We start from the raw sequence: 24654 nt of genomic DNA on the forward strand, positions 1-24654 counted from the left end.
CGTAACGGGATCATTCGCGACAATAGGCTCCGGCAGGAGCCATGTGTTTGTAGCCCGGGGTGCAACCCCGGGGATCCGAAACCAGTCTCCCCCGGCGCCGGATGCATCGTCGGGATTGTTTTATTTTTGTAGATTTATCATTTACAGCGATGGAATTTGAAACAAAATATATCACCCCGGATATCAAGCTATCTGAGTTTAAAGGCAAGTCATTTAGAGTTGAGGTCATGTTTGAACACCATATGCTGGTCTGGTTCATCTCAGGTGAAACCAAAATTATACAGGCTGACGCCACTCACACCTTCAATGCAGGCGACACCTTCCTGATACCACGCAATCAGCTGGCTACTGTTATCAATTATCCCAAAGACGGATTGCCCCATAAGGCCGTGGCCATGCACCTTACCAAAGAGCGCCTGACGGATTTCTATTCCCGGCATAAAGCAGTTAATACCGGGAGAGTACAACCATTGCAAAAGGTGTATCGCTTTACAAAGCATCCCCTGCTGGAAAGCTGTCTTGCATCGCTCATCCCCTATTTTGACTTAGGCGATAAACTCCCTGCCGATATAGCGGCAATCAAAATTGAAGAAGCAATCAGTATTTTAAGGTCTATCGACAAAGATGTAGATGGCCTGCTGGCGAACTTCGAAGAGCCGGGTAAGATCAACCTGACTGACTTCATGGAGCGGCATTACATGTTCAACATGACGCTGGACAGGTTTGGTTATCTCACCGGCCGTAGCCTGGCAACATTCAGAAGGGACTTTAAAAAAGCCTACAATACCACTCCACAGAAATGGCTAACAGAAAAACGACTCGATCTGGCGCACTATCAGCTGGCGGAACAGCAACGAAAGCCTATCGACGTTTACGCTGAAGTAGGTTTTGAGAACCTCTCCCATTTCTCGTATGCTTTTAAGAGCCGCTTCGGATATCCGCCAAATGCGCTGCCTCATAAAAAGTGATAAGATACTTTCGCTAACTGTGCGCTGGTTTTATAACTGATCATCAAAGATGTTCAGATAGTGTACCTCCACGTAGTCATATTTCCTGAACAACTCAAACTGAGTTCTGTTGCAGTAGGCGTAGATAAAGTTATCATCATCGGGCCTTAAAAGGCAGTATTTCTCTTCCTTATCCTTTAGCAGTTTGTTAAACATCATTCCCAATTCATAGAAATTCCATTTATCCAGGTGTTCAACTGTCTGGAAGCGGCCGGAAGTAAAGATAACCTTCATCCTGTTGGAAGCAGGATCAAACGGCGAGTTGATATTTAATTGAATAGTATTTTCCGGGTTGATGTGCAATACTTTTTCCAGCTCTTCACGTAACCATCCCGGGGCTTCTTTATCCGGATATACCGGCAGATAATGCCTGCCGTCATAGAGATCTGACCGATATTGGAGGTTCAGTTCTTCCAATGTCAGACGTACCGGAATCTCCGGCATCTCTTTCGCTTCTGCCGGGAGCTGGGTCAGATAGTTATCAAGCGCCCCCACTAATGAGTACCCGGGTATACCATTTAACAATTCCTGGCGACTGGCATATGCAAAGTATGAATTGGACATAATGAACGATTCATTTGCGGCAGCAGCAACACGGAGCGGTACGATACCATATCCATTAAAACGGTGTACCAGGTGCGAATTGACCGTTTTGACCAGATCGACGATAAAATCATCCAGACGGGCAATATAATTATCATACAATATACGTTCCTCCTGCCGTACGTAACCGTCTGAGATGTCAATCTGAAGCAGGTCTTCATCATTATTCTTCAGTACGATCCGGCAGGTATGGTCCTTAATGGCTGCTAACACGCTATTGAGGTGTTTGATCAGATTGGGGACAAACCAGTCATAATGGTCGGGGAACTCCAGTCTCACGGCATCGCCATGAAAGAAATGGACAACTTGTTTTTCAGGCATAAGAGATTATACAACGAACACAAAATAAAAAATTAGAATATTATTTCCTGTTTTTTTTATGTGTTGCAACGCGATAAATATCCATAGTGTCTTCACTAATGAAGCATTTCTGTCAGCTGCTCAACACGCGGCCCAGCATTGTTCACCGACTCATACTGCCTCTCTGGCGAAAAACGCAGGGAGAATCCTCGTATGCCAACTAGTTTCGAAGAGCAGACTATTATCCGGCAGGAATTTTTTATCAGGAGGCCAGCATTTTTAACATACTGATGGCAGGTATCTACAAGATTATTACAGATTCAGCAGATAGTTTTGCCTCTTCGTAAACAGCAGGCATCTCCTGCGCGATGGGATATTATTGAATTGTCATGGCAGACATCATCACCTCAATTGTATATGCGTATAAGTAAAAGAACATCCTCGCAGCTTTTGACATGTATTATATCGGTACAGCTCATTGCCTGTGGCAGTAAGAAAAACAGTCCTGCGAAAAATGATGTAAAAACTTACCCGGTGCTTGAAATGGCTTATCAGCAGGCGGAGATAGACAATGATTACCCTGCCACTATTCAGGGCATTCAGAACATTGAAATACGTCCGAAGATTGATGGCTACGTAGAAGACATCTATGTAGATGAAGGAGCAGCTGTAAAGAAGGGACAATTGCTTTTCCGTATCAGCGCGCCGCAATATGAGCAGGAAGTAAAAACAGCCGAAGCTAACATCGAAATAGCGCGTGCGGATGTAAATGCGGCGCAGATGGAGCTAAACAAAGTAAAACCGCTTGTAGATAAAGATATCGTCAGCAAATATGCGGAAGAAGCAGCGCAATACACGCTGCAATCCAGGCAGGCAGCGCTCACACAGGCCAGGGCCGCATTAAGCAATGCGAAAACGAACCTGAGTTATACCTGTATATATAGCCCTGCAGACGGCGTGATAGGCATACTACCTTATAAGATAGGGAGCCTTATCAACAGTACAACACCGAACCCTTTAACAACCGTATCCAATATCAGCAAGATCTATGCGTACTTTTCCATCAATGAGAAACAGGGCCTGGATTTCTTTGCTGCCTCTAAGGGTAAAACCATGCAGGAGAAGCTGGCAACACTTCCTCCTGTGACATTAGTGCTTGCTAACGGAACACTGCTTCCGGACAAAGGAAAGGTAGAAACGGCTAGTGGTCTTATCAATACACAGACCGGCGCGCTGAATATGAGAGCTACCTTTCCTAATCCGGCTGGCCTGGTCCACAGCGGCAGCAGCGCCCTTGTGCGCATCCCGGAAAAGATAGATACTGCCTTGCTGGTGCCACAGAAAGCCACCTACCAGATACAGGGAAAATTGTTCGTGTATGTACTGGGAAGCGGGAATAAAGTAAGCTCTGTCGAGATCACCTCTACAGCATCGGCAGGACAGGCATTTATTGTCACCGCCGGGATCAAACCGGGAGACAAAATAGTAGCGGATGGGATATCGAGTTTAAGGGAAGGTCTGGTTATAAAACCCAAACCCATCAGCGCAACGGATGCATTCACCTCATTGTGATAAACCTGCCTGTTAAAATAATAATATGTTAAAGCGATTTATAGAACGGCCGGTATTATCCACGGTAATATCTATCATTATCGTGACGCTTGGCGTACTTGGGCTGGCATCATTGCCAATATCACAATATCCTGATATTGCCCCTCCGACGGTGCAGGTACAGGCTACCTACAGTGGCGCAAACGCAGATGTTGTGATGAAGAGTGTTATTGTTCCTTTGGAGCAGCAGATCAATGGCGTGGAGAATATGGATTACATCACATCCACTGCCGGGAATGATGGTAGCGCCAATATCACTGTCAGTTTCAAGATCGGGAGCGATCCCAATATGGCAGCTGTGAATGTGCAGAATGCCGTATCGCGTGCCACGCCTTTGTTGCCACAGGAGGTAACCCGTGCAGGTGTTACGGTGCAGAAGAAACAGACCAGTACCCTGCTTATTTTTGCATTGTATAGCGATAATCCGGCCTTTGACCAGACCTTCATACAGAATTATGCGTCTATTAACGTACTGCCGGTTATCAAGCGTATACAGGGCGTAGGCGATGCATCGTCTCCCAGTGTGATGGACTATTCCATGCGTATCTGGCTGAACACGCAGGCAATGGCCTCCTACGGGCTGATACCTGCAGATATAACGGCTGCCCTGGCCGATCAGAACATCCAGGCAGCGCCGGGACAGTTTGGTGAACGGGGCAAACAATCCTTCCAGTATGTGATAGCCTATCCGGGCACATTGACTGATCCTGCACAGTTTGGGGACATTGTGATACGTTCTAACCTGAGGGGCCGCATTCTCCGGTTAAAGGATATTGCCCGTGTAGAATTGGGCGCCTTAAGTTATTTCAATGTGGGCCGCGTGAACGGTCATCCGGGTGTTTCGGTAGATGTAGCACAGGTAGCAGGCTCCAATGCCCACCAGGTGATACAGCAAACGCTGAAAGCACTGGATGATGCATCCAGGAATTTCCCACCCGGCCTTAAGTATGTAGTGCTACAGAATGTGGATGACTTCCTGAATGCCTCTATCGACAAAGTATTGCATACACTGGCGGAGGCTTTCATACTGGTATTTATCGTGGTATTTATCTTCCTGCAGGATTTCCGGTCTACGCTTATACCGGCTATCTCAGTGCCGGTGGCGATTATCGGTACTTTCTTCTTCCTGAAGTTATTTGGTTTTACCATCAACCTGCTGACGCTGTTTGCTATTATACTGGCGATTGGTATTGTTGTCGATGATGCTATTGTGGTGGTGGAAGCAGTCCACGCCAAACTGGATGAAGGTTATGAATCGGCGGAGAAAGCAAGCGTGGATGCACTCAGCGAGATATCTGGTGCGATCATTTCCATCACGCTGGTAATGTCTGCCGTGTTTATTCCTGTCAGTTTCATCGGAGGATCGTCAGGAATATTCTACAAACAGTTTGGCCTTACATTGGCTACAGCTATTGTGCTCTCGGCTATCAATGCACTTACACTGAGTCCGGCGTTGTGTGCATTGTTCCTTAAATCTCATCATGAAGCGCATAAGAAAAGGGGCCTTCTACAAAGGTTCTATACGGCGTTCAATACTTCATTCGAGCTGATGACCGCCCGGTACAGACAGTCTGTTGCTTTTCTGGCAAAGAGGGTATGGATACCCCTCTCTATGCTTGCCATCTTTATTGCCGTATTATATTTCCTCTCGAAAAGCACACCTACTGGTTTTGTGCCCAATGAGGACCTTGGTGCTATCAACTGTAATATCGCCCTGCCGCCGGATGCCTCGCTGGAGCGGACAGATGCCGTGGCGCGGAAGGTGGAGCAAATTGCCAGCACTATCCCCGAAGTAAATAATGTACTCACGGTGACAGGCCGCGGGCAACTATCCGGCAATGGCAACAACTACGCGCTGGTAGTTATGCGGCTTATTCCCTGGGCGCAGCGGAAACGGGATGTGCAAACGATCATTAAAGAGTTGTTCGCAAAGACCACAAATATTACAGAAGCGGAGATCAAGTTCTTCGCGCCTCCTACTATCCAGGGTTTTGGCGCTACCAATGGATTCGCATTTCAGCTACAGGACAAAACAGGTGGCAGCATCGCCAGCTTCTATAAGGTGGGCAAAGATTTCCTTTCCGCCCTGAACGACCGTCCGGAAATACAGTTTGCCACCACGGCATTCAATCCCAATTTCCCGCAATACATGATGACCATCAATGTGCCGAAAGTAAAAGAGGCAGGGCTGAATGTGACGGATATTACGGGCGCTATGCAGGGATATTACGGTGGCATCTATGCATCAAACTTTAACGAGTTTGGTCAGCAATACCGCGTGATGGTACAGGCTTCACCGGAATTCCGTACGACGCCGGAAACCCTGAATGCGGTGTTTGTGCGCACGCAGGATGGTCAGATGGTGCCTATTACTGAATTCGTGACACTGACACAGACTTACGGGCCACAGTCCATTACGCGTTTCAATCTTTTCAACTCCATCAGCGTGAACGGTACGCCTAATCCGGCCTACAGCTCCGGGCAGGCTATTGCCGCTATACAGGCTGTGGCCGCAGAAACGCTTCCGCAGGGGTATAGCTTTGAATATTCCGGTATTACAAGAGAGGAACTGATGGGGGGCAGTCAGACGGTATTTATATTTCTCCTGTGTCTTGTCTTTGTATACTTGTTGCTGAGCGCCCAGTACGAAAGTTATCTGCTGCCTTTTGCCATATTACTGGCCATCCCGGTCGGGATTGCAGGGACTTTCCTGTTCATCAATCTCTTTGGTATCAGCAACAACATCTATGTACAGATCACGCTTATCATGCTGATAGGACTACTGGCCAAAAACGCTATTCTGATAGTGGAATATGCGCTTGAAAGAAGAAAGGCCGGTATGGACATCGTTGAAGCGGCTGTAAAGGGAGCAGAAGCGCGGTTACGCCCCATTTTAATGACCTCCTTTGCGTTTATCCTGGGGCTTATTCCCCTGATGATTGCCACAGGTGCAGGCGCCAATGGCAACCGCTCTATAGGCACAGGAGCTGTAGGGGGCATGCTGATCGGCACCACCTTCGGGATCTTCATCACACCTGTTCTGTTTATCCTGTTCCAGACTTTACAGGAAAAATTCAGCAGCAAAAAGCGAGTAATATGAAACGGCATTTCACAAGGGATATCATCATTATTGTTATAGCTATTCTGGCTGTAACATCCTGTTCTGTCACAAAACAGTATACCCCCCAGCAGACCGCCGTAAAAGGCCTTTACAGGGATATTGACGAAACAGATACCAGCAATATTGCCAGCCTGCACTGGAAAGAGATATTTACAGATACACTGCTGCAACAACTGATCACCACGGGGATCAATCAAAACCTGGACCTCCAGGCCGCCTATTCACGTATCCGGCAGGCAGCGGCAACGTACGAGCAAAGCAAGCTGCAGTTCTTCCCGGCATTGGGCGCAGATCCTACAGCTACCTATGCAGGATCATCTGATCCGCAGGCCATAGGTAAAAACATCACCAACAGCCTGTATCAGACAACCTTAGCCGCCAGCTGGGAAGCTGACATCTGGGGAAAACTTAAAAGCGCCAAAAGGGCCAGTCTTGCCAATATGCTGCAAGCCGAAGCAAACGCCCGGGCAGTGGAAACATCACTTGTGGCGGGCATTGCCAGCAGTTATTATACCTTACTGGCATTGGACCAGCAGCTGATCATCACACAGGAAAGCGTGAAGAACTGGCAGTCGACCGTTGATATTATGAAGGAGCTTAAAACAGCCAATACCGTTACCGGAGCGGCTGTAGTGCAGAGTGAAGCAAGCAAGTACGCAGTATCTGTCACTATTCCTGACCTGAAGCGGTCTATCCGGGAAACAGAGAACCAACTGAACCTCTTATTGGGGAATGTTCCGGGACCGGTCAGCCGGGCCACCCTGGACAGCCAGCGTCCTATTGCACTGTTGCAAACAGGCGTACCGGCACAATTACTCGCCAACAGACCGGATGTACAGTCAGCGGAGTATAACCTACGCTACTACTTCGAACTAACAAATGTAGCCCGCAGCTATTTCTATCCGTCTCTGACCTTAAGTGCATCTGCTGGTTACGCGAGTTTAAGTTCTTTCTGGGGAGTAGGTTCCTGGCTTAGTAACCTGACAGCAGGTTTAAGCCAGCCTATCTTCAATCAGGGTGTCAATAAAGCAAGGCTGCGTGCCGCCCGGGAACAACAGCAGCAGGCAGCCTTAAATTTCAGGAACACCGTATTAACAGCAGGAGCAGATGTATCCAATGCCATGTTCTCCTACCAGATGGCAGGGCAAAAGGCAGCAGACAGAAATCTGCAACTGGAGAACCTGAGAAAATCAGTAGAATATACCCAGGAACTGGTACGTTACGGTTTCGCTAATTACACTGAAGTATTGACGGCGCAGCAAAACCTGCTGATCGCTCAACTGAATAAGGTGAGCGACCGTGAGCAGCAGTTACTGGCGATCGTCTCTCTCTACCGTGCATTAGGAGGCGGCTGGCGGTGAGCCGGCGCTACGGGGCTGTCAGGCGCTCTTCTTCAGAGACACCGGCAACATCTTGGACAGGATCACCTTCCATTTTTCCGCTTTATTTTCCAAGTCAGAGAGCTCGCTGATATTGTTCTCTGCCTGCTTAAAAAACTGGATATCCGCAGGTTGTTTTTCCACCATGAACTTAAAATGTAAGGTCATATTTTCAAGATACTGTTCCAGCTTCCGCTGTTTCAGACCATTTACATGAATATGGCCGTATTGTTTTTTCACCGAACAGTTACTTACCTGGTTCAGATCTATGACGTGCTCAGTAAGTGCCCCGCTATTGATACCATTTAGTACTAATAGCTTTCTTTGCACCCCATCCAGGCCAATGATACAGTTCATCAACACTTCCTGGCTTGAAAAGGACAGGTTATATTTTGATCCAAGCCTGCTGAAATAATCAAGCAATCTTTTCATCTTTCTTTGTTTTTGTTTGTTTCGAATAGCTATCAGCAACACGTAACTCAAAAAACCAGCTGCTGAAAGCAGGATAAGCATATCTGTCAATGACATGATAATTTTTTACAGCGCAGTACGATCACCTGTTCCGGGCAAAGCCGTACAACAGCAATACCGGAGTGGTGATGCATAATATAAAATACCACTTAGGACCGGAGATCAATCCCCGTTCCAACGAAATGGCACTTAATAGTGTTAATAGCGCGACAGCTCTGCCAGCTGAAACCCGTTGTTTCCGGTACATGGCAATAACTTTTACACGTTAATTACTAACAGTAAATAAGGTTGAAATACACTATCCCAGGCTATTGGAGCAATCAGGCCTGGGCAAACCTGTTAAAGTCTTTAAAGTTGGAGAAGTAGTACAGGTCTACACAAAAGGGGATAAATTCCGGGAACGACCAGGTAAAACAGTTGCTGATATCAGGTATAACGTACCTGACAGCATCTGTGGTGTTGATATGTGAAGTCTTCCGGATCATTTAGTCAAACTTACTAAATAAATCTGTCATAATTAACATCAAATATTTAATGGTTCGTTAATTGTGGGCATTGTGCTAACTTTAACCATATGAAGGCAGGTACGTTTTTACGCAGCACATCACTCCTCGATGATACCTTTTTTGAACAGACCATTATTTTCATTACTGAACATAATGAAAAGGGCGCTATGGGTTTTGTTGTCAACAGGCTTTTCCCCAGGAAGATCAATGAACTCGTAGAGTTCAAAGACTGTGCAGCCTTTCCATTGTATGAAGGCGGACCGGTAGACCAGGAACACCTGTTTTTTATACATCAACGCCCTGATCTGATAAAAGGAGGCGATCAGGTAACAGCTCATATCCAACTGGGTGGAGATTTTAAGGCCGCCATGCAGTATATTAACGATAATACTATCACTGAAAAGGACATCAGAATATTTATTGGCTATTGTGGCTGGGACGACCAGGAACTTGAGGCAGAGATAGCGGAGGGCAGCTGGGAGGCCATACAGGAAACTGAAGTCAGTCTTTTTTAGTCACGAATGCAGCATGATCCCGCCAACTATACCAAAGGGTATGTCGTGTACAGCGTGAACCTTCCATAGAATAAACATCTGGTACTGATATATAACGAGGCACACCTGGTAATCAGGTGTGCCTCGTTGCATAGTTGCATGTTCCAAACTTTGACTATCTTCAATGCAAATACAATATCTCTATGTCATTCAGGCCCCTTCTTACTTTCCTGCTCTTTCTATTCCTGCCAGCTACAAGCCTATACGCGCAGCAGGAAACAGACAAAAAAACAGACCGGATCATTAACAAGGCCATGGCAAATGAGGAATTTCCGGGTATGGCGGTTGCCGTTATCCAGCATAATAAAGTACTGTTCGAAAAAGGATTTGGGTTTACCACCCTTCAGCAGAAAGCTGCGGTGGATGAAAATACACTTTTCAGCATTGGCTCTGTATCAAAGGCATTCACCGGCATTGGCGTTATGTTGCTGGTGCAACAGGGTAAGATCGTACTGGACAATCCCATCAAAAAATACATGAAAAACATACCTAAAGCGTGGGGAGAGATCACCATAAGACAGCTCATGACCCATACCAGCGGTATACCGGAGCCTAAGGGAGAAAAAGACGGGGATTCATTTGAACAGACAGTCAAAAATCTCGGTGCATTGCCAATGGCTTTTCCTACCGGCAAAAAACAACAGTACAATAACTTCAATTTTGCCATCCTCGGTAAACTGATCGAGACCGTATCAGGTATACCCTATATAGCGTATATGAAAAAGTATGTTTTTCAGCCCCTGCAAATGGACAGGACAGGCGTTGGTACTATTAACGATAACGTAGCACCGGGACATATGTTTAAGAACGGACAATGGAAAGAGATCGAATCTCATTTTCGTGCCGGGGACTATGGCGTACCTTCAGGAGGTTTACAAACCACATTGGCAGACTTTATCAAACTTAGCCAGGCACTAAGCAGGAATACACTGCTAAACGTAAAGCACACCAAAGCGATGTGGACACCTTATTCTGCCAAATTATCCAATACGCCTGGTTGGCATTCGCGCATGGCAGGCCGTGATATCGTTATACACAAAGGTGGCGGCGGAACAGGCATCGGAAGTGTCTGTGATTATAAGATCGTTCCATCACAGGAGTTGTATGTGATCGTCATGGCGAATAAGGCCAATAACAAGATATCTCCGGCTGATATTACCGATGAGATCTTGCTGAAGTGTTTCAATATTCCCACGGATGCGAATGGCGCAGGTGTGGGAGAAGGGAATGAACATTAGACGAGGCCGGCGGCAGGCCACCGATAAACCCGCTACGGGACTTTTTCACTAACTTTGAAAAAAATAGAGCATGGAGAATAAAGGGCTGCTTTTTATTCCTGATATAAGTGGCTTTACCCGTTTTGTGAACGAAATAGAGATCGATCATAGCCGGCATATCATACAGCAGTTATTGGAGGTCCTGATCAATGCTAATAACACCGGACTTGAAGTTTCTGAGATTGAAGGGGACGCCATTCTGTTCTATAAATTCGGCGAACCACTGGAACTGGAAACATTATACAAACAGGTGGAACGGATGTTCTGTGAGTTCCACCGGCATCTGAATGCATATGAACATCGCAAAATATGCCAGTGCAGGGCCTGTGTATCTGCTGTAGGTCTCACACTGAAGGTCATCACCCATTATGGCGAGTTCACCACCTATAATGTCAAGAATTTCAGCAAGCTGATAGGCAGAGATGTGATCGTTGCCCACCAGCTCCTGAAAAATGATATTGAACAGCACGAATACTGGCTGGTAACGGACAATCTTTTACAGGACACACCTCCCGCCGGACTGGCCACATGGATGAAGTGGGATGCCAGTGCCAAACAGACGGAAACGGGTGAAATTCCATTTCACTATACCCAGTTAAGCCAGTTAAGGGAAGAACTGCCACCAGAGCCTGACCCGCAACTGGAGCTTTCTGACAAGGTGAAGGTCGTTTCCGTATTCAAGGATTATGATGTCGATATCAAAACCCTCTGTTTTACGGTCGTACATTTCGAGTTCCGTCATCAATGGCAGGTAGGATTAAAAGAAGTGAATGAAGTAGAGCATTTTCTGCCAGGCGTAGGAAGCCGTCACCAGCATATACTGGAAAACGGGCAGAAGATAATGATGTTCACAAGCAGCTTTTCCTATAATCCGGAAGAGAAGATACTATTTAGTGAGACCGAAGAAAAGCGGAAGATCTCAACCTACTATACCATTGAAAAGGCCCCTGACGGACGTTCCCGTTTAATACTGGACGTCTATCTCGCTAAAAACCCGGTTCGGCAACTGCTGTTTAATCTTTTTGAGAAAAATAATCTGCAGTCCAGCCTGCGCCGGTCGCTGGAAAATCTGGAACCGATCGTAAAAGAGATGGTACTGCCATTGGAATTCTAATATCTTGCCTATAACGGGCAGATAAGAAGCGAAATACTCCTTTCATGCACTCGGGCAAGGAAAGGAGTATTTCGGATAAATTCAGGGCTTATTTTGCCTGTTATAAGGAAAGCAAGCCTTGCCCTCCCCTATGGGTTCTGCAGTTCTGCAATTTCTATCTTCCTCATTTGCATCAGTGCTTCCTGTGACTTCTGAGGATTGGAAGATTTAAACAGCAATTGGCCTATGTTTTTCGGAACTACCTGCCAGCTCACGCCGAACGGGTCTTTACACCAACCGCACATGCTTTCTTCCCCGCTTTCTGTGAAGGCATTCCAGTAATAGTCAATAGTCTGCTGATCATCACACTCCAGCACCAGGGAAACCCCTTCCGTGAAGGTGAACTGCTGAGGCACACCACTATCCATCGCCATCAGCAAATGTCCATTGACAGTAAATTGCGTATGCTGGATCTGTCCGGTCATCTCCCCTTCTGAATAGCGAAGGATGCCTTCATTCTTATATTCAGGGAAAGTTTTTTCGTAAAAATCAAGCGCCGGCTGACACTGGCCTTGCTGGTCCTCGCAAAACATCAGGGTAGGTACGATGTTGTTATATTTCCAGTCATCTGCTCCATAATACAATTGCCAGCTAACGCCATACTTATCTACAGCCCAGCCATAACTTGCACTCCATGGGTAACTATCCAGTTGCATGAGTATGTTGCCCTCCCTGGTGAGTTTCTCCCATACCTGTGCGATGGCAACTTTGTCATTGGAGATCCACATAAAGGAAATAGCCGGATTGGGCTTGTATACAGGCCCTCCGTTCAGCCCCATCAGTTCTGTGCCATCCAGCAGGGCTTTGACGACTATCGGATTCTCATCTGTAATTTTTGAATTGGGGAAAACCGAAACATAAAAATCAAATGCCTCTTTGGCCTTCCCGTCAAACCAAATACAAGGAAAGATGTTTGTGTTGGATGAAGCTTTCATGATGCACCATTTTCCTCCGAATTTAACCAATTGCGCAATGACAATGAAATTCTATTATTCCTTGGCAATGTCCTTATCCCTTCCCTCTATCAGGAACGAGTGAAAGTTCTCCAGTAATGCATCAGATGTGTTCGAGTTAGTAAAAATGGCGTATCCCATTTTCAGGTCCTTATATACTTCAAACCGGCATTTAAAATCCCCGTTATTACCACCATGCCCAAACGTTTTGCCAAAAGGTGTTTCCCTTATCTCAAGGCTCATACCCATATATGTAGGAACCTTGGGTTTATGCGTCCATCCTGTAAAGTCATATTCTGACTGTTTTGACATTATTGTATCATAGGTTTCCGGTTTAAGTCCCTGCCGCTCTAACAGGTACAACATAAACTTCGTGAAGATCTGCGCCTCAGTATGCATGGAATAAGCCATGCCTGGTTTTTCCGGCAGGTCGTTATTACTTGGTCGTCCGTCAAAGTGACCATATGCCACCATCCGCTGTAAAGAATCATTCTTTGAGAAAAACGTATGGTATAGTCCGACAGGCTGAATCACCTCTTCCTGCAATACCTGCTCTACCTTTTTACCTGTGATCTTTTCCACGACCATTTTGAGGTATTCAAATCCTTCTCCCGAGTAGCCGAAAGCTGTTCCGGGGGTAAACTTAATGACCAGTTTACCATCACGCCAGTTCGGGAAACCGGTACGATGCGTCAGTACATGTCTTGCGGTGATCAACTTATATCTATCATCGTATTCTATGTCCTTATAAGGAAGATACTGGTATAAAGGCTTATCGAGATCAATAACCCCGCGTTCTGCCAATTTCTCAACGGCTAAAGCAAACACAGGCTTTGTAACAGAGGCTGCTTCAAACAGTGTATTGTCATTTACCTTTTCACCTGTCATAGTGTTGATGACCCCATATGTTTTATGATACACCATTTTTCCATCCCTGATCAAAGCGAGTGAAACACCGGGTATTCCGTAGTAAGCGCGATAGGCTTCAATAAAGCTGTCTACCTTACCGGGATTATCTGCCGTAAAGTCAAACAATACGCCTTTATCGGGAATCAGATCGGGCACAGGCGCTAATGGGAGAACAATATCAGGCGCGGCTATTTTTTGTCCTGGTTTTGCCACAACGGTTGGGGGTGTTTTATAGTCGACCGCGTATAGTTTGTCGTCGGATTGATAATAATGGTTGGGAAATGAGAACTCATATTTCCCGGCGGGAATTACTATTGAATAATTGCCCAGGCTATCTACTACGGCGGTTGTCCACAGTTTTGGGTTCTCCAGCGACTTCAGACGCACCTGACCGGGCAACTTCACAGCTGTATGTTTATCCCAGCTCACTTTTCCTGAAACAGTAGACAATTTTGCGCCATTGGGTAAAAAAATAATATCGCCCAGGCTGTTTGGGTTCATATATTTAGACTCTCCCTTTCCCCAGTCTGACCAGGAAAAACTTCCATCCTGGTCTCTGTCGAATACATTAAAATCAAAGCCCAGAGACTTATCAAGCGCCAACTCATTTCCCAGGCGGATACGCCACTCGTAATAGCGCATATCACCCTTCCGGGTCATAGCTACCTCCACAATATTCCAGGAGGCCGTGCTGGCGAAGGGATCATAGAAAGCGTTGTTCGTGTTACGGAGTTTCTTGCTGTACATAAATGAGACTACTCCCGAACCGGAGATCAGATGGCGGGCATCAATGCTTACTTGCAGGCCATCCTGGGTATTCCACCTTACATTTTCGGAAGTATCTTCCACAAAGTCATCGTCCCTTACCGTAAATGCCAGGTATAATGACTGGTCTTCCAGGCGGTAACCCAGCTGGAAGAATCCGGAGAAATCAGCGTCGTCTTTGGGTTTGGTGTCTGAGAGATGCATTGCGATCATATACTTCGTGGCATCTTTCGGCCAGTCAGAAAGATCGCCGTCGACAGTGATCTTACCCAGCGGATAAGCAAAGGCTACACTCCCGTTATGGGCCATTGAGTGCAGGCAAAAGTGGATGCATAAAACAGAGATGCATACTGCCTTAAGAGATGGAATTGACATTGTTCAACAATTTAAAGGTAAAGTGCTTGGTTCCGTTGAACGAAATAGCGTTGCTATCTAAGGACACTTTAGCTATAAAAAGGTTGCATGCGTCATGAGATTTCTCCCCGGGTTCAGGAATCAGTCTCATTTCCCTTTGTAAACAGGGAATTCCAGCCAGCCCTTCATGGAGGGATATGCTTTAGGCATTCCGGATGGACAGATTCTATCTTATACCAGGATTTTCTTCATTTCCATCAGGGAAAAGGAGAACAGGGCCGCAGATGATTTATTCGAAAAAGGTATCAGGCTGCCGGTAGGTACAAAACCTTTACGCCGGTACCAGGCAACCAGCTCTTCCCGCTTGTCTATCACGGTGATGGTAATCGAGTTATACTGATGCTCTCTGGCGAAGGTTTCACTATATTGTATCAGGCGGCTACCGATACCTCCTGTCTGCATACCTGGTAAAACCGATAACATGCCGAGGTATAGTGTGGTTTCTCTTTTTTCCAGTAATACGCAGCCCAATACGACAGACTGCATGTCACAACATTTAAACATCGTTATCCCTGGCCGGTTGATAAGTTCAAGTAAACCAACTTCTGTGGTCCGCTCCCCTTCTACCAGGTGCCCTTCGGAGGTCCAGCTTTTACTGCCGGCTTCACCTTTATAAGCGCTGTTGATAAGCTGTGTTACGGCGGGAATATCTGATGCCGCAACGGGAGATATTGTAAAAACTTCGTGAGCTTGTTGCATACTTTAAAATACACTTTCCGGTAATATTATACAAATGATGGTATAGTATGATTATCCAAAAGCATTACCAGATGATTGCATTGCTGGGGGTATTTTCTTTTATACAGGTACATTTTTAATCACCATTCTTCATCTGTATTCTTTGGATTGGGAGAGTATTTTACTATCTTTCCCAATGTCAAAAACAACGTTATGATATCTATCAGAGCTACTATTGCCGCTATATTTGCTTTTTGCCTGCTTACAACGAATACATTAGTCTTCGCAGAAAACTATCGACCTGTAACTGATACCGGTGTAGTAGCCGACGGCGCCATGCCTCGCCTGATTGCCAGGAATTTTGCATTTACCGAAGGTCCGGCAGCAGACAGGCAGGGCAATATCTATTTTACGGATCAGCCTAATAATAAGATTTGGAAATATGGTACTGACGGGCAGCTTTCTATTTTTATGGATAGTGCGGGCAGGTCAAACGGGATGTACATCGATAAAAAGGGTTACCTGTATTCCTGTGCGGATGAGCAGAACCAGCTTTGGAAGATCGATTCTCATAAAAAAATAACCGTGCTCATAAATGATCTCAACGGTAAAAAGCTGAATGGGCCAAATGATCTCTGGGTATCTCCACGTGGAGATATCTATTTCACAGATCCTTACTATCAACGCAGCTGGTGGACGAGGACAAAGCCTGAAATAGAAGGAGAAAAAGTATATGTGCTGTTGCATGGAAGCAGAAAAGTGATACCTGTTGTAGATACACTGCAACGCCCCAATGGCATCGTTGGTACAGCGGATGGTAAATATCTGTATGTATCGGATCTTCAGGGGGGAAAAACTTTCCGGTATACTATCCACAAAGATGGTTCTTTAAGCAATGCGCAACTTTTTGTCAATATGGGCTCTGATGGCATGACAACTGATAACCACGGGAATGTATATCTCACTGGCAGAGGTGTTACTGTATTCAACAGCCAGGGTAAACAGATTGCCAATATCCCCATTCATGAAGGCTGGACCACTAATGTTGCTTTTGGTGGTAAAAACAAGAATACGTTATTTATAACTGCGTCTGAGGCTGTTTATACGCTGGATATGAAGGTGAAGGGAGTTGAGTAAAAGTACCGGATAATCTCAGAAGAAAATCATAATAATTATGACGGGAAATGAATAATGAGCTCATTACTATTTTCTGAAAAAGAACGGTGCCTGCAAAATGTAGCGCACCGTTCTTTTTTTATGGCATTACAACTGTTTCTTCATAGAATATTTCAGTGCTACATTGCCGGAAACTGTGCTGGTAACCGTATACCACTTCTGATCGTCGCTCAACAGCAGCTCATAGCTTACACCAGCCTTATTAGTCACTTCTGTGACACCTTCAATATGCCTGTCGCGGTATCTTTTCTTTACAGCCCTCAGTACTGTCAAGGGCAGCTCATTCTCTCCACAGTACCGGAGCGAATAGACTACCGTACATTGTTTGTCATACCAGATCCTGTACTGGCTATCGTCCTGTACAAAGCAAACGACGTCAAATTCTCCATCTTCCGTCCATCTGATGTACTGCGCCTCAGGAAAGGTGCGATTGAACAGCCTTAATAATGCTTCATCGGGGGCAGCAAACAAAGGTAATTGTGCGCAGAGCACCATTGATGCTATCAGGACAATTCTTTTCACATTCAACATGGGATGAAAAACAGCTACACGTAAAAAAGTATTCCGTTTCATGATTTCAGATTTTAATAAAAACAATTTTGTTGTTGATGATGTAAAAGTAGTACGGGGCCCAACTTTAAAATTGTATAAAACGGAATAAGGCATTTCTTGAACTTAAATGCTCTTTTGATTAAAACCTAGGTCAAACTCCGGGGCCTTACTCCCCTCCTGCTACCGTACCTTTAAAAATCTCCGCCAGCTTTTCCTCTAAAGCCATTCCCCACAGGTCACGCGCAATGATCTTGCCGCTGGGGTCTCAACAGGAAGTTGGCAGGGATTGTGGCCTGCACCAGCTTGCCCGGAAGCCGGGCAATACGGCCGAGTCGGTTATCTGCCTGTCCTCCAACTGGTACACCAGGAAGATCTTGTATCCGGTCTTCAAGGCATCCACTTTCCCTTCTATCTTAAACTTAAAGGAGTCCTGCGCCATCAGCATTGATGGGACTAATAAAAGTGCTGTCAGGGCCGGTCTTATCATAACGGCAATTCCGGAAGGCACTGATAGATCTGTATCCAATCTGTTTTTCATCATCTATTTACGTATGGGTGGGGTTATGGGAGATAATCAATAATATGCAATTTAACTTGATTTTCCGGTATTCTTCCTGGAATAATGATACCTGAATATCCGCTCAGATATACGGTCAAAAAAGGTATGCAAAAGCCTGAAATAAATGGTCGTAGGTATTATCTTAGTGACCTACTATTTACCATTAAATAAATACCCATGTGTCGATCAGGTATCCTGGTCCTACTGGTTATATTCTTTTAGAGTAATAAGGTATTTTCCCAACAGCGGCCCAATATCATTTTTGTACTAACGGATGACCTGGGGTATGCTGGTCTTTCCTGTTATGGCAAAAGAGTGAACCTGTGGACCGGGCATCCTGAGATAGTAGTAAAACTCACCGCTCTTTTAAATCAATATCCCGTAAATTAGCAATGGAAAGGCTTGTTTACTTTTTCCCCGTATGTTAATCCTACGGGGAAAATACTGGAATATACCATACTCCGTCCACGTTTTATCCCTCCCTACCTGAAGACTGGCGCCTCTTATAAATCGGATTTTTGCATGTAGCACTACTGAGGCACAGACAATGGAAATAGATTTTAACTATTAAATCATAAAATCAATTGATTTTATTTATTTCTACAATATCATACTTTTACCATCCTGCACAAAATACCAGGTGTAAAAAACTGTTCATTTAACTTCATAAACTCAAAAAAATGGAAAACGAAAAGGATATCAGTAAATGCCCGTTTCACAACGGCAGTATGAAGCAGAATGTTGGCGGTGGTGGCACCAGGAATCGTGACTGGTGGCCCAACCAGTTAAAGCTGAGTATACTGCGTCAGCACTCCTCTTTATCAAACCCAATGGATGAGGACTTTAACTATGCCGAAGCTTTTAAAAGCCTCGACCTCGAAGCAGTAAAGAAAGATCTGCATGCACTGATGACAGACTCACAGGATTGGTGGCCTGCAGACTTCGGACATTATGGCCCCCTATTCATCCGTATGGCATGGCACAGTGCAGGTACCTATCGCGTATTTGATGGCCGTGGTGGCGGAGGCGAAGGACAGCAACGTTTTGCTCCGCTTAACAGCTGGCCTGATAACGTGAGCCTCGATAAAGCCCGCAGGTTGCTCTGGCCTATCAAACAGAAATATGGCCGTAAAATCTCCTGGGCAGATCTGCTGATCCTCACCGGTAATGTGGCGCTGGAATCAATGGGTTTTAAAACCTTTGGATTTGCAGGCGGACGTGCGGATGTATGGGAACCTAGTGAGGATGTATACTGGGGCTCCGAAAACACCTGGCTGGGTGGCGACGTACGTTATGCTCACGGCTCGCACGGTGTGGTAGAAAATCATGGTGTATTAGTGTCTGACGATAATGCTGACGGTGATATCCACTCCCGTAATCTGGAGAAACCGCTTGCCGCTGTACAAATGGGTCTGATCTACGTGAATCCTGAAGGTCCTGATGGCAATCCTGATCCTATTGCTGCCGCTAAAGATATCCGCGATACATTCGGCCGCATGGCGATGAACGATGAAGAAACAGTTGCCCTGATAGCAGGCGGTCATAGCTTCGGTAAGACCCATGGCGCTGCTCCTGCCACCAATGTGGGCAAGGAACCGGAAGCTTCCGACATTGAACTGCAAGGGCTTGGCTGGAGCAACAGTTATGGTTCCGGTAAAGGCGCCGACACTATTACCAGTGGCCTTGAAGTAATATGGACCAAAACTCCTACCCAATGGAGCAATAACTTCTTCGAAAACCTGTTTGGTTTTGAATGGGAATTGACTAAAAGTCCTGCCGGCGCGCACCAATGGGTAGCTAAAAATGCAGAAAGCTTTATTCCTGATGCATATAATAGCTCAAAGAAGCATCTGCCAACCATGCTTACTACCGACCTTTCCTTAAGGTTCGATCCGGTTTATGAAAAAATATCCAGACGCTTTCTGGAAAATCCCGATGCATTTGCAGATGCATTTGCCCGGGCATGGTTTAAATTGACTCACCGTGATATGGGCCCCCGTGCACGCTACCTGGGCGCCGATGTGCCACAGGAAGAGCTGCTCTGGCAAGATCCTATTCCTGCTGTAAACCACGAACTGATAGATGAAAAAGATATTGCAGCGCTGAAGGCAAAAGTACTGGGATCCGGATTGAGTGTATCTGAACTGGTTTCTACTGCATGGGCTTCTGCTGCCACCTTCCGTGGTACTGACAAACGTGGTGGTGCAAATGGCGCCCGCATACGCCTGGCTCCTCAGAGATATTGGGCGGTAAACAATCCTGCACAGCTGCAAAAAGTATTGAATGTCCTCGAGGGTATCCAAAAAGAATTCAATGGTGCACAGACAGCCGGTAAGAAAGTTTCACTGGCAGATCTGATTGTACTGTCAGGTGCCGCAGGTATCGAAAAGGCAGCGAAAGACGCAGGACAGACCATCACAGTTCCTTTTACAGCTGGCCGCACGGATGCGTCTCAGGAACAGACCGATGTTGAATCAGTAGGTTACCTGGAACCAATTGCTGACGGTTTCCGTAATTACCGCAGATCAAAATTACCTGTATCTACAGAAGAATTACTGATAGATAAGGCTCATTTGCTTACACTTACTGCTCCTGAGTTAACAGTACTGGTAGGTGGTATGCGTGTGCTCAATACTAATTTTGATGGTTCCCGGCATGGCGTTTTCACTTCACGCCCCGGTCAGCTCACCAACGACTTCTTTATCAACCTGCTCGACATGAACACTGCATGGAAAGCAGTAGCAGCAGATAAGGAGCTTTATGAAGGCAGTGATCGTGCTACAGGTAAGACTAAATGGACTGGCACCCGTGCAGATCTCGTATTTGGCTCTAACTCTGAGCTGAGAGCTATTGCGGAAGTATACGGAAGTACAGATGCGCAGGGCAAATTTGTGAAAGACTTTGTAGCTGCCTGGAATAAAGTGATGAACCTGGACAGGTTTGATTTAGCGTAATTGTAAGATTCAACGGATAGAAATGAAGCCGCCGTTACTGGCGGCTTTCTTTTTATATGGGATGCGCACCCTTTCATATTTATACTCTTAGTGAACCGCGGAACCCCCTGGCGGCATAATAAGAGATCGCACCGTTATGATATAGAAAAACAGTGTCGTAGCGGCGATCACAAAAGACGGCCCCTCCAAGCTTTCTGATGTTAGCAGGCGTTATTACCCAGCTGGACGTTTTCAAATCGAACTTTCCAAGTTCCTGCAATCCGCGATATTCTTCTTCCGTTAAAAGCGTTATACCCATGGTAGCTGCCATATCAATAGCGCTACCGTCCGGCTTTGCTTCCTTTCTTTCCTCCAGCGCTTCATCATCATAACAAAGGCTTCTGCGGCCCTTAGGACTTTCAGCGGAACAATCATAAAAGATGTATTCTCCCGTCTTTTTATCGTGGTCAACAACATCCGGTTCACCACCCGTTATTTCCATTTCATTGAGTGACCACAGTTTTTCCGGGCTGGCGTCCAGCCTTGCCAATACTTTAGCCCATTCGAGCCCCTTATGACGGTTCATGTTTTTCTCAAAACGGACGCTTAATACACTGAGCAGTTCTCCGCGTTGATCTGCTGACAACGCTTTCTTTGATATAGTTTTCTTTGACATAATAGCAATGGTTTCTGCCACTTTGGGGCTTTACTTAAATATACATGAATCTCCGCGTTCACGCTATTCATTTATTGATTAACACAGGAACAAGTCTTCTTTCTATAGGTCTGAAATACCACGATATAACAGTCAGCGCTAACAGCAACAGGGATGGAAATATTTCATTCACGGCATTGCCCGCTAAAATATGTGAAGATATTGCTCCTGTCATAGCAAAGAAAAAGCCTGCATAAGTCCATTCTTTCAGTAAAGGGAATCTGGGAATCAGTATAGCAACGACGCCCAGCAATTTCCAAATACCCAGTATTGTTGGAAAATAGACAGGATAACCCAAATGTGCCAGAAAATCTGTTTCTGACTTTACTTTGAATAACTGTACAATTCCGGTTGATAACATTCCTAATGCAAGCCAGGCAGTGGCAATCCAATAAATAATCTTATTCCTTTTTGTCATGAGTGTTGTTTTAATTTGCTTAGAATATTTTCCAATCGGTCATGCGCCATATTTATGCCATAGGCAAACGGCAACTGCAGCTGTTTGTCCCTGTCTTCTACTGATCTGTACACGATGTGCATATTGAGTTTGCTGGTGTCTTCGGTGAGCTTTACAAACTCCAGGAACTCGAGCTGGACACCGAAAGACGCATTCTCCATTTCAAATGTCCTTACAATTCTCCCGTTGGGGGTAAAGTCATGAAATACACCATTGGCCTGAAATGCCACATTACCCTGAGGATCTTTTGTTTCATATTGCCAGCTGCCATGCTTTCTTCCTTCAAATTTCAACACTTTCGTTCCCATCCATTGTTCAATAATTTCAGGCTCTGCATGCGCTTTAAAAAGCAATTCCAATGGCAGATCAAATTCTCTTGTTACCATTAAATCATGCCTTCCCGTTTCGGCATTGACTTTTGTTTTTCTCTCCATAATATTTTATTTATTTGATTTGTATTTTTTCATCACATCTTCCAGTTTGTTAAATCTGTCGTCCCACATATTGCGGAAAGGTTCGATAAAGTCTGCTACTTCTTTCATTTTTTTGGCATTAATATGATAGTGAATTTCTCTACCGTTTTGCTCTTGCTGCAGCAATTCGCACTCGGTGAGTATTTGTAAGTGTTTTGAAACTGTTGGCCTTGCCGTGTCAAAGTTTGCAGCTATTGCACCTGCTGTCATTGACTGTGAAGCAAGTAACAGGAGTATGGCCCTTCTCGTTGGGTCTGCTATCGCCTGGAAAACATCTCTTCTCAGATTCATTATGTAGCTATTTGACTACAAATATAAGTGTAGCTATTTAGCTACACAAATTTTTTCTGAGAAATTTTATAAAAAGATAAGATAAGGCTGATTATGAATATGATACATAAATAGCCCTGCCAGCTGGCGCCCATTCGGGGAAAGTGGATATTGCAGTGATAATATAATAAGGACTTATCAGTTGACCGCAACAATTCCCACATTCACCTCAAAACTTCCTTAAAACCTTAAACTTCAGGGCTTTTTACCATTCTCTACTAAACAGTATCCTCTATGATCATGGCAGTCCCGGAACTAACCATGATTTTACTCTAAAACGATTAGTATGAAAATGAAACCAACGATCCTGCTCGCTTCATTGATTCTATTCACAGCAATAGTTGTAACTATTTCCTGTAAAAAAGATGATTCCAGCTCGGGTTCAACCAGCACTTCCATTTCTGCATTGACTTGTTCAAGCGCCACGTTCTCTGGTACAGCTACCGTTAATGTAGCATATACCGGAACAGCCACTGTTTCCTACACCGGAGGCAATGGCGTTACATACAGTACCGGTACTCAGATCTCGTCAACGGGTGTATCAGGCCTGACAGCCACGCTGCAGGCAGGCACGCTGGAAAGTGGCGCGGGTAATCTGACGTATGCCATTAGTGGCACACCAACGGCTACCGGCACTGCTTCTTTTGCTATCAGCTTCGGTGGGCAGAGTTGCACGCTTTCACTTGTTGTGGGATCGGAAGCTTCAACATCCTGCGATTCTTTAACTGGTATATCCAAAATCGTATGTCTGGCAAATACCTTCTTAACAACACTGACTACCTCTCAGCAATCCCAGGTTGTACTGACCTTAAACCTTACAAATGCAAAACGCTGGTCAAATCTGCCATGTGCTCTATCCTGCCGTAATGGATTATTGTTCAGCAGTTTAACCAGCGCACAACAGACAGCGGCGCTGGCCCTCATTCAGGCGGCCTCCGGTACCGCAACAAATGAGGGCTATGAGGAGTGGCAGACAATTCGCGCTGCGGACGATTACCTTGGACAAAGCGCCTCAGGATATAGCTCAGGTAACTATGTAATTGCTTTCCTGGGTACACCCAGCACTACGGGTAAATGGATGCTGCAGTTCGGTGGCCACCACTATGCGCAGAACATCACCTATGATAATGGCGTCGTAACCAGTATTACGCCACTGCACGAAGCTGTTGAGCCGCATGGTTCCTTTACAGTAAATGGCACTACGTATACAAGCCCGATGTCTTCAGAATTGGACGCAATGCGTGATATGCTGTCATCCTTCAGCACAAGTGAACTTGCTACAGCGAAAATTTCAACAACCTTCTCCGACTGCCTGATGGTGCCTGGTTCGACTACCAACACATTCCCTTCAACCAAACAGGGGATTCAGGTAAGTACGCTCAGCAGTACTGTTCAAACTAAAGTACTGACCGCTATCGCAGCATGGGTCAACGATCTGGATCCGACAACCGCGGCTGCCTACCTGGCTACTTACCAGGGTGAACTGGCCAATACCTATGTGTGCTATTCTGCCAATACAGCGGGTACCTCCGGAAGTGCCAGTTCATTCTTTACTACGAATACCGATTACGTTCGCATAGATGGTCCCAGTGTCTGGATCGAGTTTGTATGCCAGAATGGTGTCGTGATCTCCGGACAAATTCACTATCACACCGTAATGCGTGATCATAACAGGGATTATATCGGATTATAAACTTGCATCAGTCATGTTTGATAATGATTATTTCAAAAACAGCCAGTCCCTCCAAAAGGGGCGGC

General features: G+C 45.6%; 22 protein-coding genes. 10 read left to right on the top strand and 12 right to left on the bottom strand.

Annotated elements, in window-relative coordinates:
* The first annotated feature begins 149 nt into the window (after positions 1 to 149).
* Positions 150 to 968: an AraC family transcriptional regulator gene (locus F3I09_RS24905; RefSeq protein ID WP_149697769.1), complete on the top strand. Its 819-nt coding sequence runs from the start codon at positions 150 to 152 to the stop codon at positions 966 to 968.
* Positions 969 to 998: 30 nt separating this feature from the next.
* On the opposite strand, the gene F3I09_RS24910 is transcribed toward F3I09_RS24905, so the two are convergent.
* A complete protein-coding gene (locus tag F3I09_RS24910) occupies positions 999 to 1931 on the bottom strand; it encodes a hypothetical protein (protein ID WP_149697770.1) in 933 nt (310 codons plus the stop codon).
* 429 nt (positions 1932 to 2360) lie between these two features.
* On the opposite strand from F3I09_RS24910, the gene F3I09_RS24915 reads away from it, so the two are divergent.
* The 3 genes from F3I09_RS24915 to F3I09_RS24925 are packed head-to-tail and all read left to right on the top strand — an operon-like array spanning position 2361 to position 8003.
* Positions 2361 to 3482: an efflux RND transporter periplasmic adaptor subunit gene (locus tag F3I09_RS24915; RefSeq protein ID WP_223233378.1), complete on the top strand. Its 1122-nt coding sequence runs from the start codon at positions 2361 to 2363 to the stop codon at positions 3480 to 3482.
* Between the two features lie 25 nt (positions 3483 to 3507).
* On the top strand, positions 3508 to 6621 hold the full coding sequence (locus F3I09_RS24920) for an efflux RND transporter permease subunit (RefSeq protein ID WP_149697771.1): 3114 nt from the start codon (positions 3508 to 3510) through the stop codon (positions 6619 to 6621).
* Complete coding sequence (locus F3I09_RS24925) at positions 6618 to 8003, top strand: TolC family protein (RefSeq protein ID WP_149697772.1); 1386 nt, start codon at positions 6618 to 6620, stop codon at positions 8001 to 8003. Before F3I09_RS24920 ends, F3I09_RS24925 begins: the two co-directional genes overlap by 4 nt.
* An 18-nt stretch (positions 8004 to 8021) precedes the next feature.
* Here F3I09_RS24925 and F3I09_RS24930 read toward each other — a convergent pair whose 3' ends face one another.
* Together F3I09_RS24930 and F3I09_RS34205 are read right to left on the bottom strand one after the other, a co-directional pair.
* The gene (locus tag F3I09_RS24930; RefSeq protein WP_149697773.1) at positions 8022 to 8453 is read right to left on the bottom strand and encodes a hypothetical protein; all 432 of its coding nucleotides are present in this window, start codon (positions 8451 to 8453) and stop codon (positions 8022 to 8024) included.
* A gap of 359 nt (positions 8454 to 8812) precedes the next feature.
* A complete protein-coding gene (locus tag F3I09_RS34205) occupies positions 8813 to 8977 on the bottom strand; it encodes a hypothetical protein (RefSeq protein ID WP_188133949.1) in 165 nt (54 codons plus the stop codon).
* An 89-nt stretch (positions 8978 to 9066) separates the two neighbouring features.
* Between F3I09_RS34205 and F3I09_RS24935 the strand changes: the two genes are divergently transcribed.
* The 3 genes from F3I09_RS24935 to F3I09_RS24945 all read left to right on the top strand — a co-directional run bounded on the left by F3I09_RS24935 (position 9067) and on the right by F3I09_RS24945 (position 11943).
* Positions 9067 to 9513 carry a YqgE/AlgH family protein gene (locus F3I09_RS24935; RefSeq protein ID WP_149697774.1) on the top strand — a complete coding sequence of 149 codons (447 nt, stop codon included), beginning with the start codon at positions 9067 to 9069 and terminating at the stop codon, positions 9511 to 9513.
* Positions 9514 to 9695: 182 nt separating this feature from the next.
* Entirely contained in the window at positions 9696 to 10790 is a 1095-nt protein-coding gene (locus F3I09_RS24940; protein ID WP_149697775.1) for a serine hydrolase, read from the top strand.
* A gap of 70 nt (positions 10791 to 10860) precedes the next feature.
* Complete coding sequence (locus tag F3I09_RS24945) at positions 10861 to 11943, top strand: DUF2652 domain-containing protein (RefSeq protein WP_149697776.1); 1083 nt, start codon at positions 10861 to 10863, stop codon at positions 11941 to 11943.
* Between the two features lie 128 nt (positions 11944 to 12071).
* On the opposite strand, the gene F3I09_RS24950 is transcribed toward F3I09_RS24945, so the two are convergent.
* The 3 genes from F3I09_RS24950 to F3I09_RS24960 form a co-directional block, all read right to left on the bottom strand.
* Positions 12072 to 12917: a VOC family protein gene (locus F3I09_RS24950; protein WP_149697777.1), complete on the bottom strand. Its 846-nt coding sequence runs from the start codon at positions 12915 to 12917 to the stop codon at positions 12072 to 12074.
* Between the two features lie 54 nt (positions 12918 to 12971).
* Complete coding sequence (locus F3I09_RS24955) at positions 12972 to 14984, bottom strand: serine hydrolase (RefSeq protein ID WP_149697778.1); 2013 nt, start codon at positions 14982 to 14984, stop codon at positions 12972 to 12974.
* A 210-nt stretch (positions 14985 to 15194) separates the two neighbouring features.
* A complete protein-coding gene (locus F3I09_RS24960; protein WP_149697779.1) occupies positions 15195 to 15722 on the bottom strand; it encodes a GNAT family N-acetyltransferase in 528 nt (175 codons plus the stop codon).
* Between the two features lie 192 nt (positions 15723 to 15914).
* Here F3I09_RS24960 and F3I09_RS24965 point away from each other — a divergent pair, with 192 nt between their 5' ends.
* Positions 15915 to 16838 carry an SMP-30/gluconolactonase/LRE family protein gene (locus F3I09_RS24965; RefSeq protein ID WP_149697780.1) on the top strand — a complete coding sequence of 308 codons (924 nt, stop codon included), beginning with the start codon at positions 15915 to 15917 and terminating at the stop codon, positions 16836 to 16838.
* Positions 16839 to 16964: 126 nt separating this feature from the next.
* Here the strand turns inward: F3I09_RS24965 and F3I09_RS24970 are convergent, their stop codons facing one another.
* Positions 16965 to 17450 (bottom strand): hypothetical protein, encoded by a 486-nt coding sequence (locus F3I09_RS24970; protein WP_149697781.1) that lies wholly within the window; start codon positions 17448 to 17450, stop codon positions 16965 to 16967.
* 244 nt (positions 17451 to 17694) lie between these two features.
* Positions 17695 to 17970, bottom strand: a complete 276-nt coding sequence (locus F3I09_RS24975) for a hypothetical protein (RefSeq protein ID WP_149697782.1) — start codon at positions 17968 to 17970, stop codon at positions 17695 to 17697.
* A 698-nt stretch (positions 17971 to 18668) separates the two neighbouring features.
* On the opposite strand from F3I09_RS24975, the gene katG reads away from it, so the two are divergent.
* A complete protein-coding gene (gene katG / locus F3I09_RS24980) occupies positions 18669 to 20942 on the top strand; it encodes a catalase/peroxidase HPI (protein WP_149697783.1) in 2274 nt (757 codons plus the stop codon).
* 79 nt (positions 20943 to 21021) lie between these two features.
* Here the strand turns inward: katG and F3I09_RS24985 are convergent, their stop codons facing one another.
* The 4 genes from F3I09_RS24985 to F3I09_RS25000 form a co-directional block, all read right to left on the bottom strand.
* Positions 21022 to 21597 (bottom strand): DUF4256 domain-containing protein, encoded by a 576-nt coding sequence (locus tag F3I09_RS24985; protein WP_149697784.1) that lies wholly within the window; start codon positions 21595 to 21597, stop codon positions 21022 to 21024.
* Positions 21598 to 21664: 67 nt separating this feature from the next.
* Positions 21665 to 22054 (bottom strand): DoxX family protein, encoded by a 390-nt coding sequence (locus tag F3I09_RS24990; protein ID WP_149697785.1) that lies wholly within the window; start codon positions 22052 to 22054, stop codon positions 21665 to 21667.
* Positions 22051 to 22527, bottom strand: a complete 477-nt coding sequence (locus F3I09_RS24995) for an SRPBCC domain-containing protein (RefSeq protein WP_149697786.1) — start codon at positions 22525 to 22527, stop codon at positions 22051 to 22053. Before F3I09_RS24995 ends, F3I09_RS24990 begins: the two co-directional genes overlap by 4 nt.
* Before the next feature lie 6 nt (positions 22528 to 22533).
* Positions 22534 to 22857 carry a helix-turn-helix transcriptional regulator gene (locus tag F3I09_RS25000; protein ID WP_149697787.1) on the bottom strand — a complete coding sequence of 108 codons (324 nt, stop codon included), beginning with the start codon at positions 22855 to 22857 and terminating at the stop codon, positions 22534 to 22536.
* A 325-nt stretch (positions 22858 to 23182) separates the two neighbouring features.
* Between F3I09_RS25000 and F3I09_RS25005 the strand changes: the two genes are divergently transcribed.
* On the top strand, positions 23183 to 24589 hold the full coding sequence (locus tag F3I09_RS25005; RefSeq protein ID WP_223233379.1) for a DUF3500 domain-containing protein: 1407 nt from the start codon (positions 23183 to 23185) through the stop codon (positions 24587 to 24589).
* Positions 24590 to 24654: the final 65 nt, after the last annotated feature.

Origin of the sequence: Chitinophaga sp. CF418, assembly GCF_900142925.1 — a bacterium.
Classification (GTDB): Bacteria; Bacteroidota; Bacteroidia; order Chitinophagales; family Chitinophagaceae; genus Chitinophaga.

Excerpts from the sequence above, each read along its gene's own strand:
- F3I09_RS24905 (WP_149697769.1), top strand. The coding sequence starts at position 150 with ATGGAATTTGAAACAAAATATATCACCCCGGATATCAAGCTATCTGAG.
- F3I09_RS24910 (WP_149697770.1), bottom strand. The coding sequence starts at position 1,931 with ATGCCTGAAAAACAAGTTGTCCATTTCTTTCATGGCGATGCCGTGAGA.
- F3I09_RS24920 (WP_149697771.1), top strand. The coding sequence starts at position 3,508 with ATGTTAAAGCGATTTATAGAACGGCCGGTATTATCCACGGTAATATCT.
- F3I09_RS24925 (WP_149697772.1), top strand. The coding sequence starts at position 6,618 with ATGAAACGGCATTTCACAAGGGATATCATCATTATTGTTATAGCTATT.
- F3I09_RS24930 (WP_149697773.1), bottom strand. The coding sequence starts at position 8,453 with ATGAAAAGATTGCTTGATTATTTCAGCAGGCTTGGATCAAAATATAAC.
- F3I09_RS34205 (WP_188133949.1), bottom strand. The coding sequence starts at position 8,977 with ATGATCCGGAAGACTTCACATATCAACACCACAGATGCTGTCAGGTAC.
- F3I09_RS24935 (WP_149697774.1), top strand. The coding sequence starts at position 9,067 with ATGAAGGCAGGTACGTTTTTACGCAGCACATCACTCCTCGATGATACC.
- F3I09_RS24940 (WP_149697775.1), top strand. The coding sequence starts at position 9,696 with ATGTCATTCAGGCCCCTTCTTACTTTCCTGCTCTTTCTATTCCTGCCA.
- F3I09_RS24945 (WP_149697776.1), top strand. The coding sequence starts at position 10,861 with ATGGAGAATAAAGGGCTGCTTTTTATTCCTGATATAAGTGGCTTTACC.
- F3I09_RS24950 (WP_149697777.1), bottom strand. The coding sequence starts at position 12,917 with ATGAAAGCTTCATCCAACACAAACATCTTTCCTTGTATTTGGTTTGAC.
- F3I09_RS24955 (WP_149697778.1), bottom strand. The coding sequence starts at position 14,984 with ATGTCAATTCCATCTCTTAAGGCAGTATGCATCTCTGTTTTATGCATC.
- F3I09_RS24960 (WP_149697779.1), bottom strand. The coding sequence starts at position 15,722 with ATGCAACAAGCTCACGAAGTTTTTACAATATCTCCCGTTGCGGCATCA.
- F3I09_RS24965 (WP_149697780.1), top strand. The coding sequence starts at position 15,915 with ATGATATCTATCAGAGCTACTATTGCCGCTATATTTGCTTTTTGCCTG.
- F3I09_RS24970 (WP_149697781.1), bottom strand. The coding sequence starts at position 17,450 with ATGAAACGGAATACTTTTTTACGTGTAGCTGTTTTTCATCCCATGTTG.
- F3I09_RS24975 (WP_149697782.1), bottom strand. The coding sequence starts at position 17,970 with ATGATGAAAAACAGATTGGATACAGATCTATCAGTGCCTTCCGGAATT.
- katG (WP_149697783.1), top strand. The coding sequence starts at position 18,669 with ATGGAAAACGAAAAGGATATCAGTAAATGCCCGTTTCACAACGGCAGT.
- F3I09_RS24985 (WP_149697784.1), bottom strand. The coding sequence starts at position 21,597 with ATGTCAAAGAAAACTATATCAAAGAAAGCGTTGTCAGCAGATCAACGC.
- F3I09_RS24990 (WP_149697785.1), bottom strand. The coding sequence starts at position 22,054 with ATGACAAAAAGGAATAAGATTATTTATTGGATTGCCACTGCCTGGCTT.
- F3I09_RS24995 (WP_149697786.1), bottom strand. The coding sequence starts at position 22,527 with ATGGAGAGAAAAACAAAAGTCAATGCCGAAACGGGAAGGCATGATTTA.
- F3I09_RS25000 (WP_149697787.1), bottom strand. The coding sequence starts at position 22,857 with ATGAATCTGAGAAGAGATGTTTTCCAGGCGATAGCAGACCCAACGAGA.
- F3I09_RS25005 (WP_223233379.1), top strand. The coding sequence starts at position 23,183 with ATGAAAATGAAACCAACGATCCTGCTCGCTTCATTGATTCTATTCACA.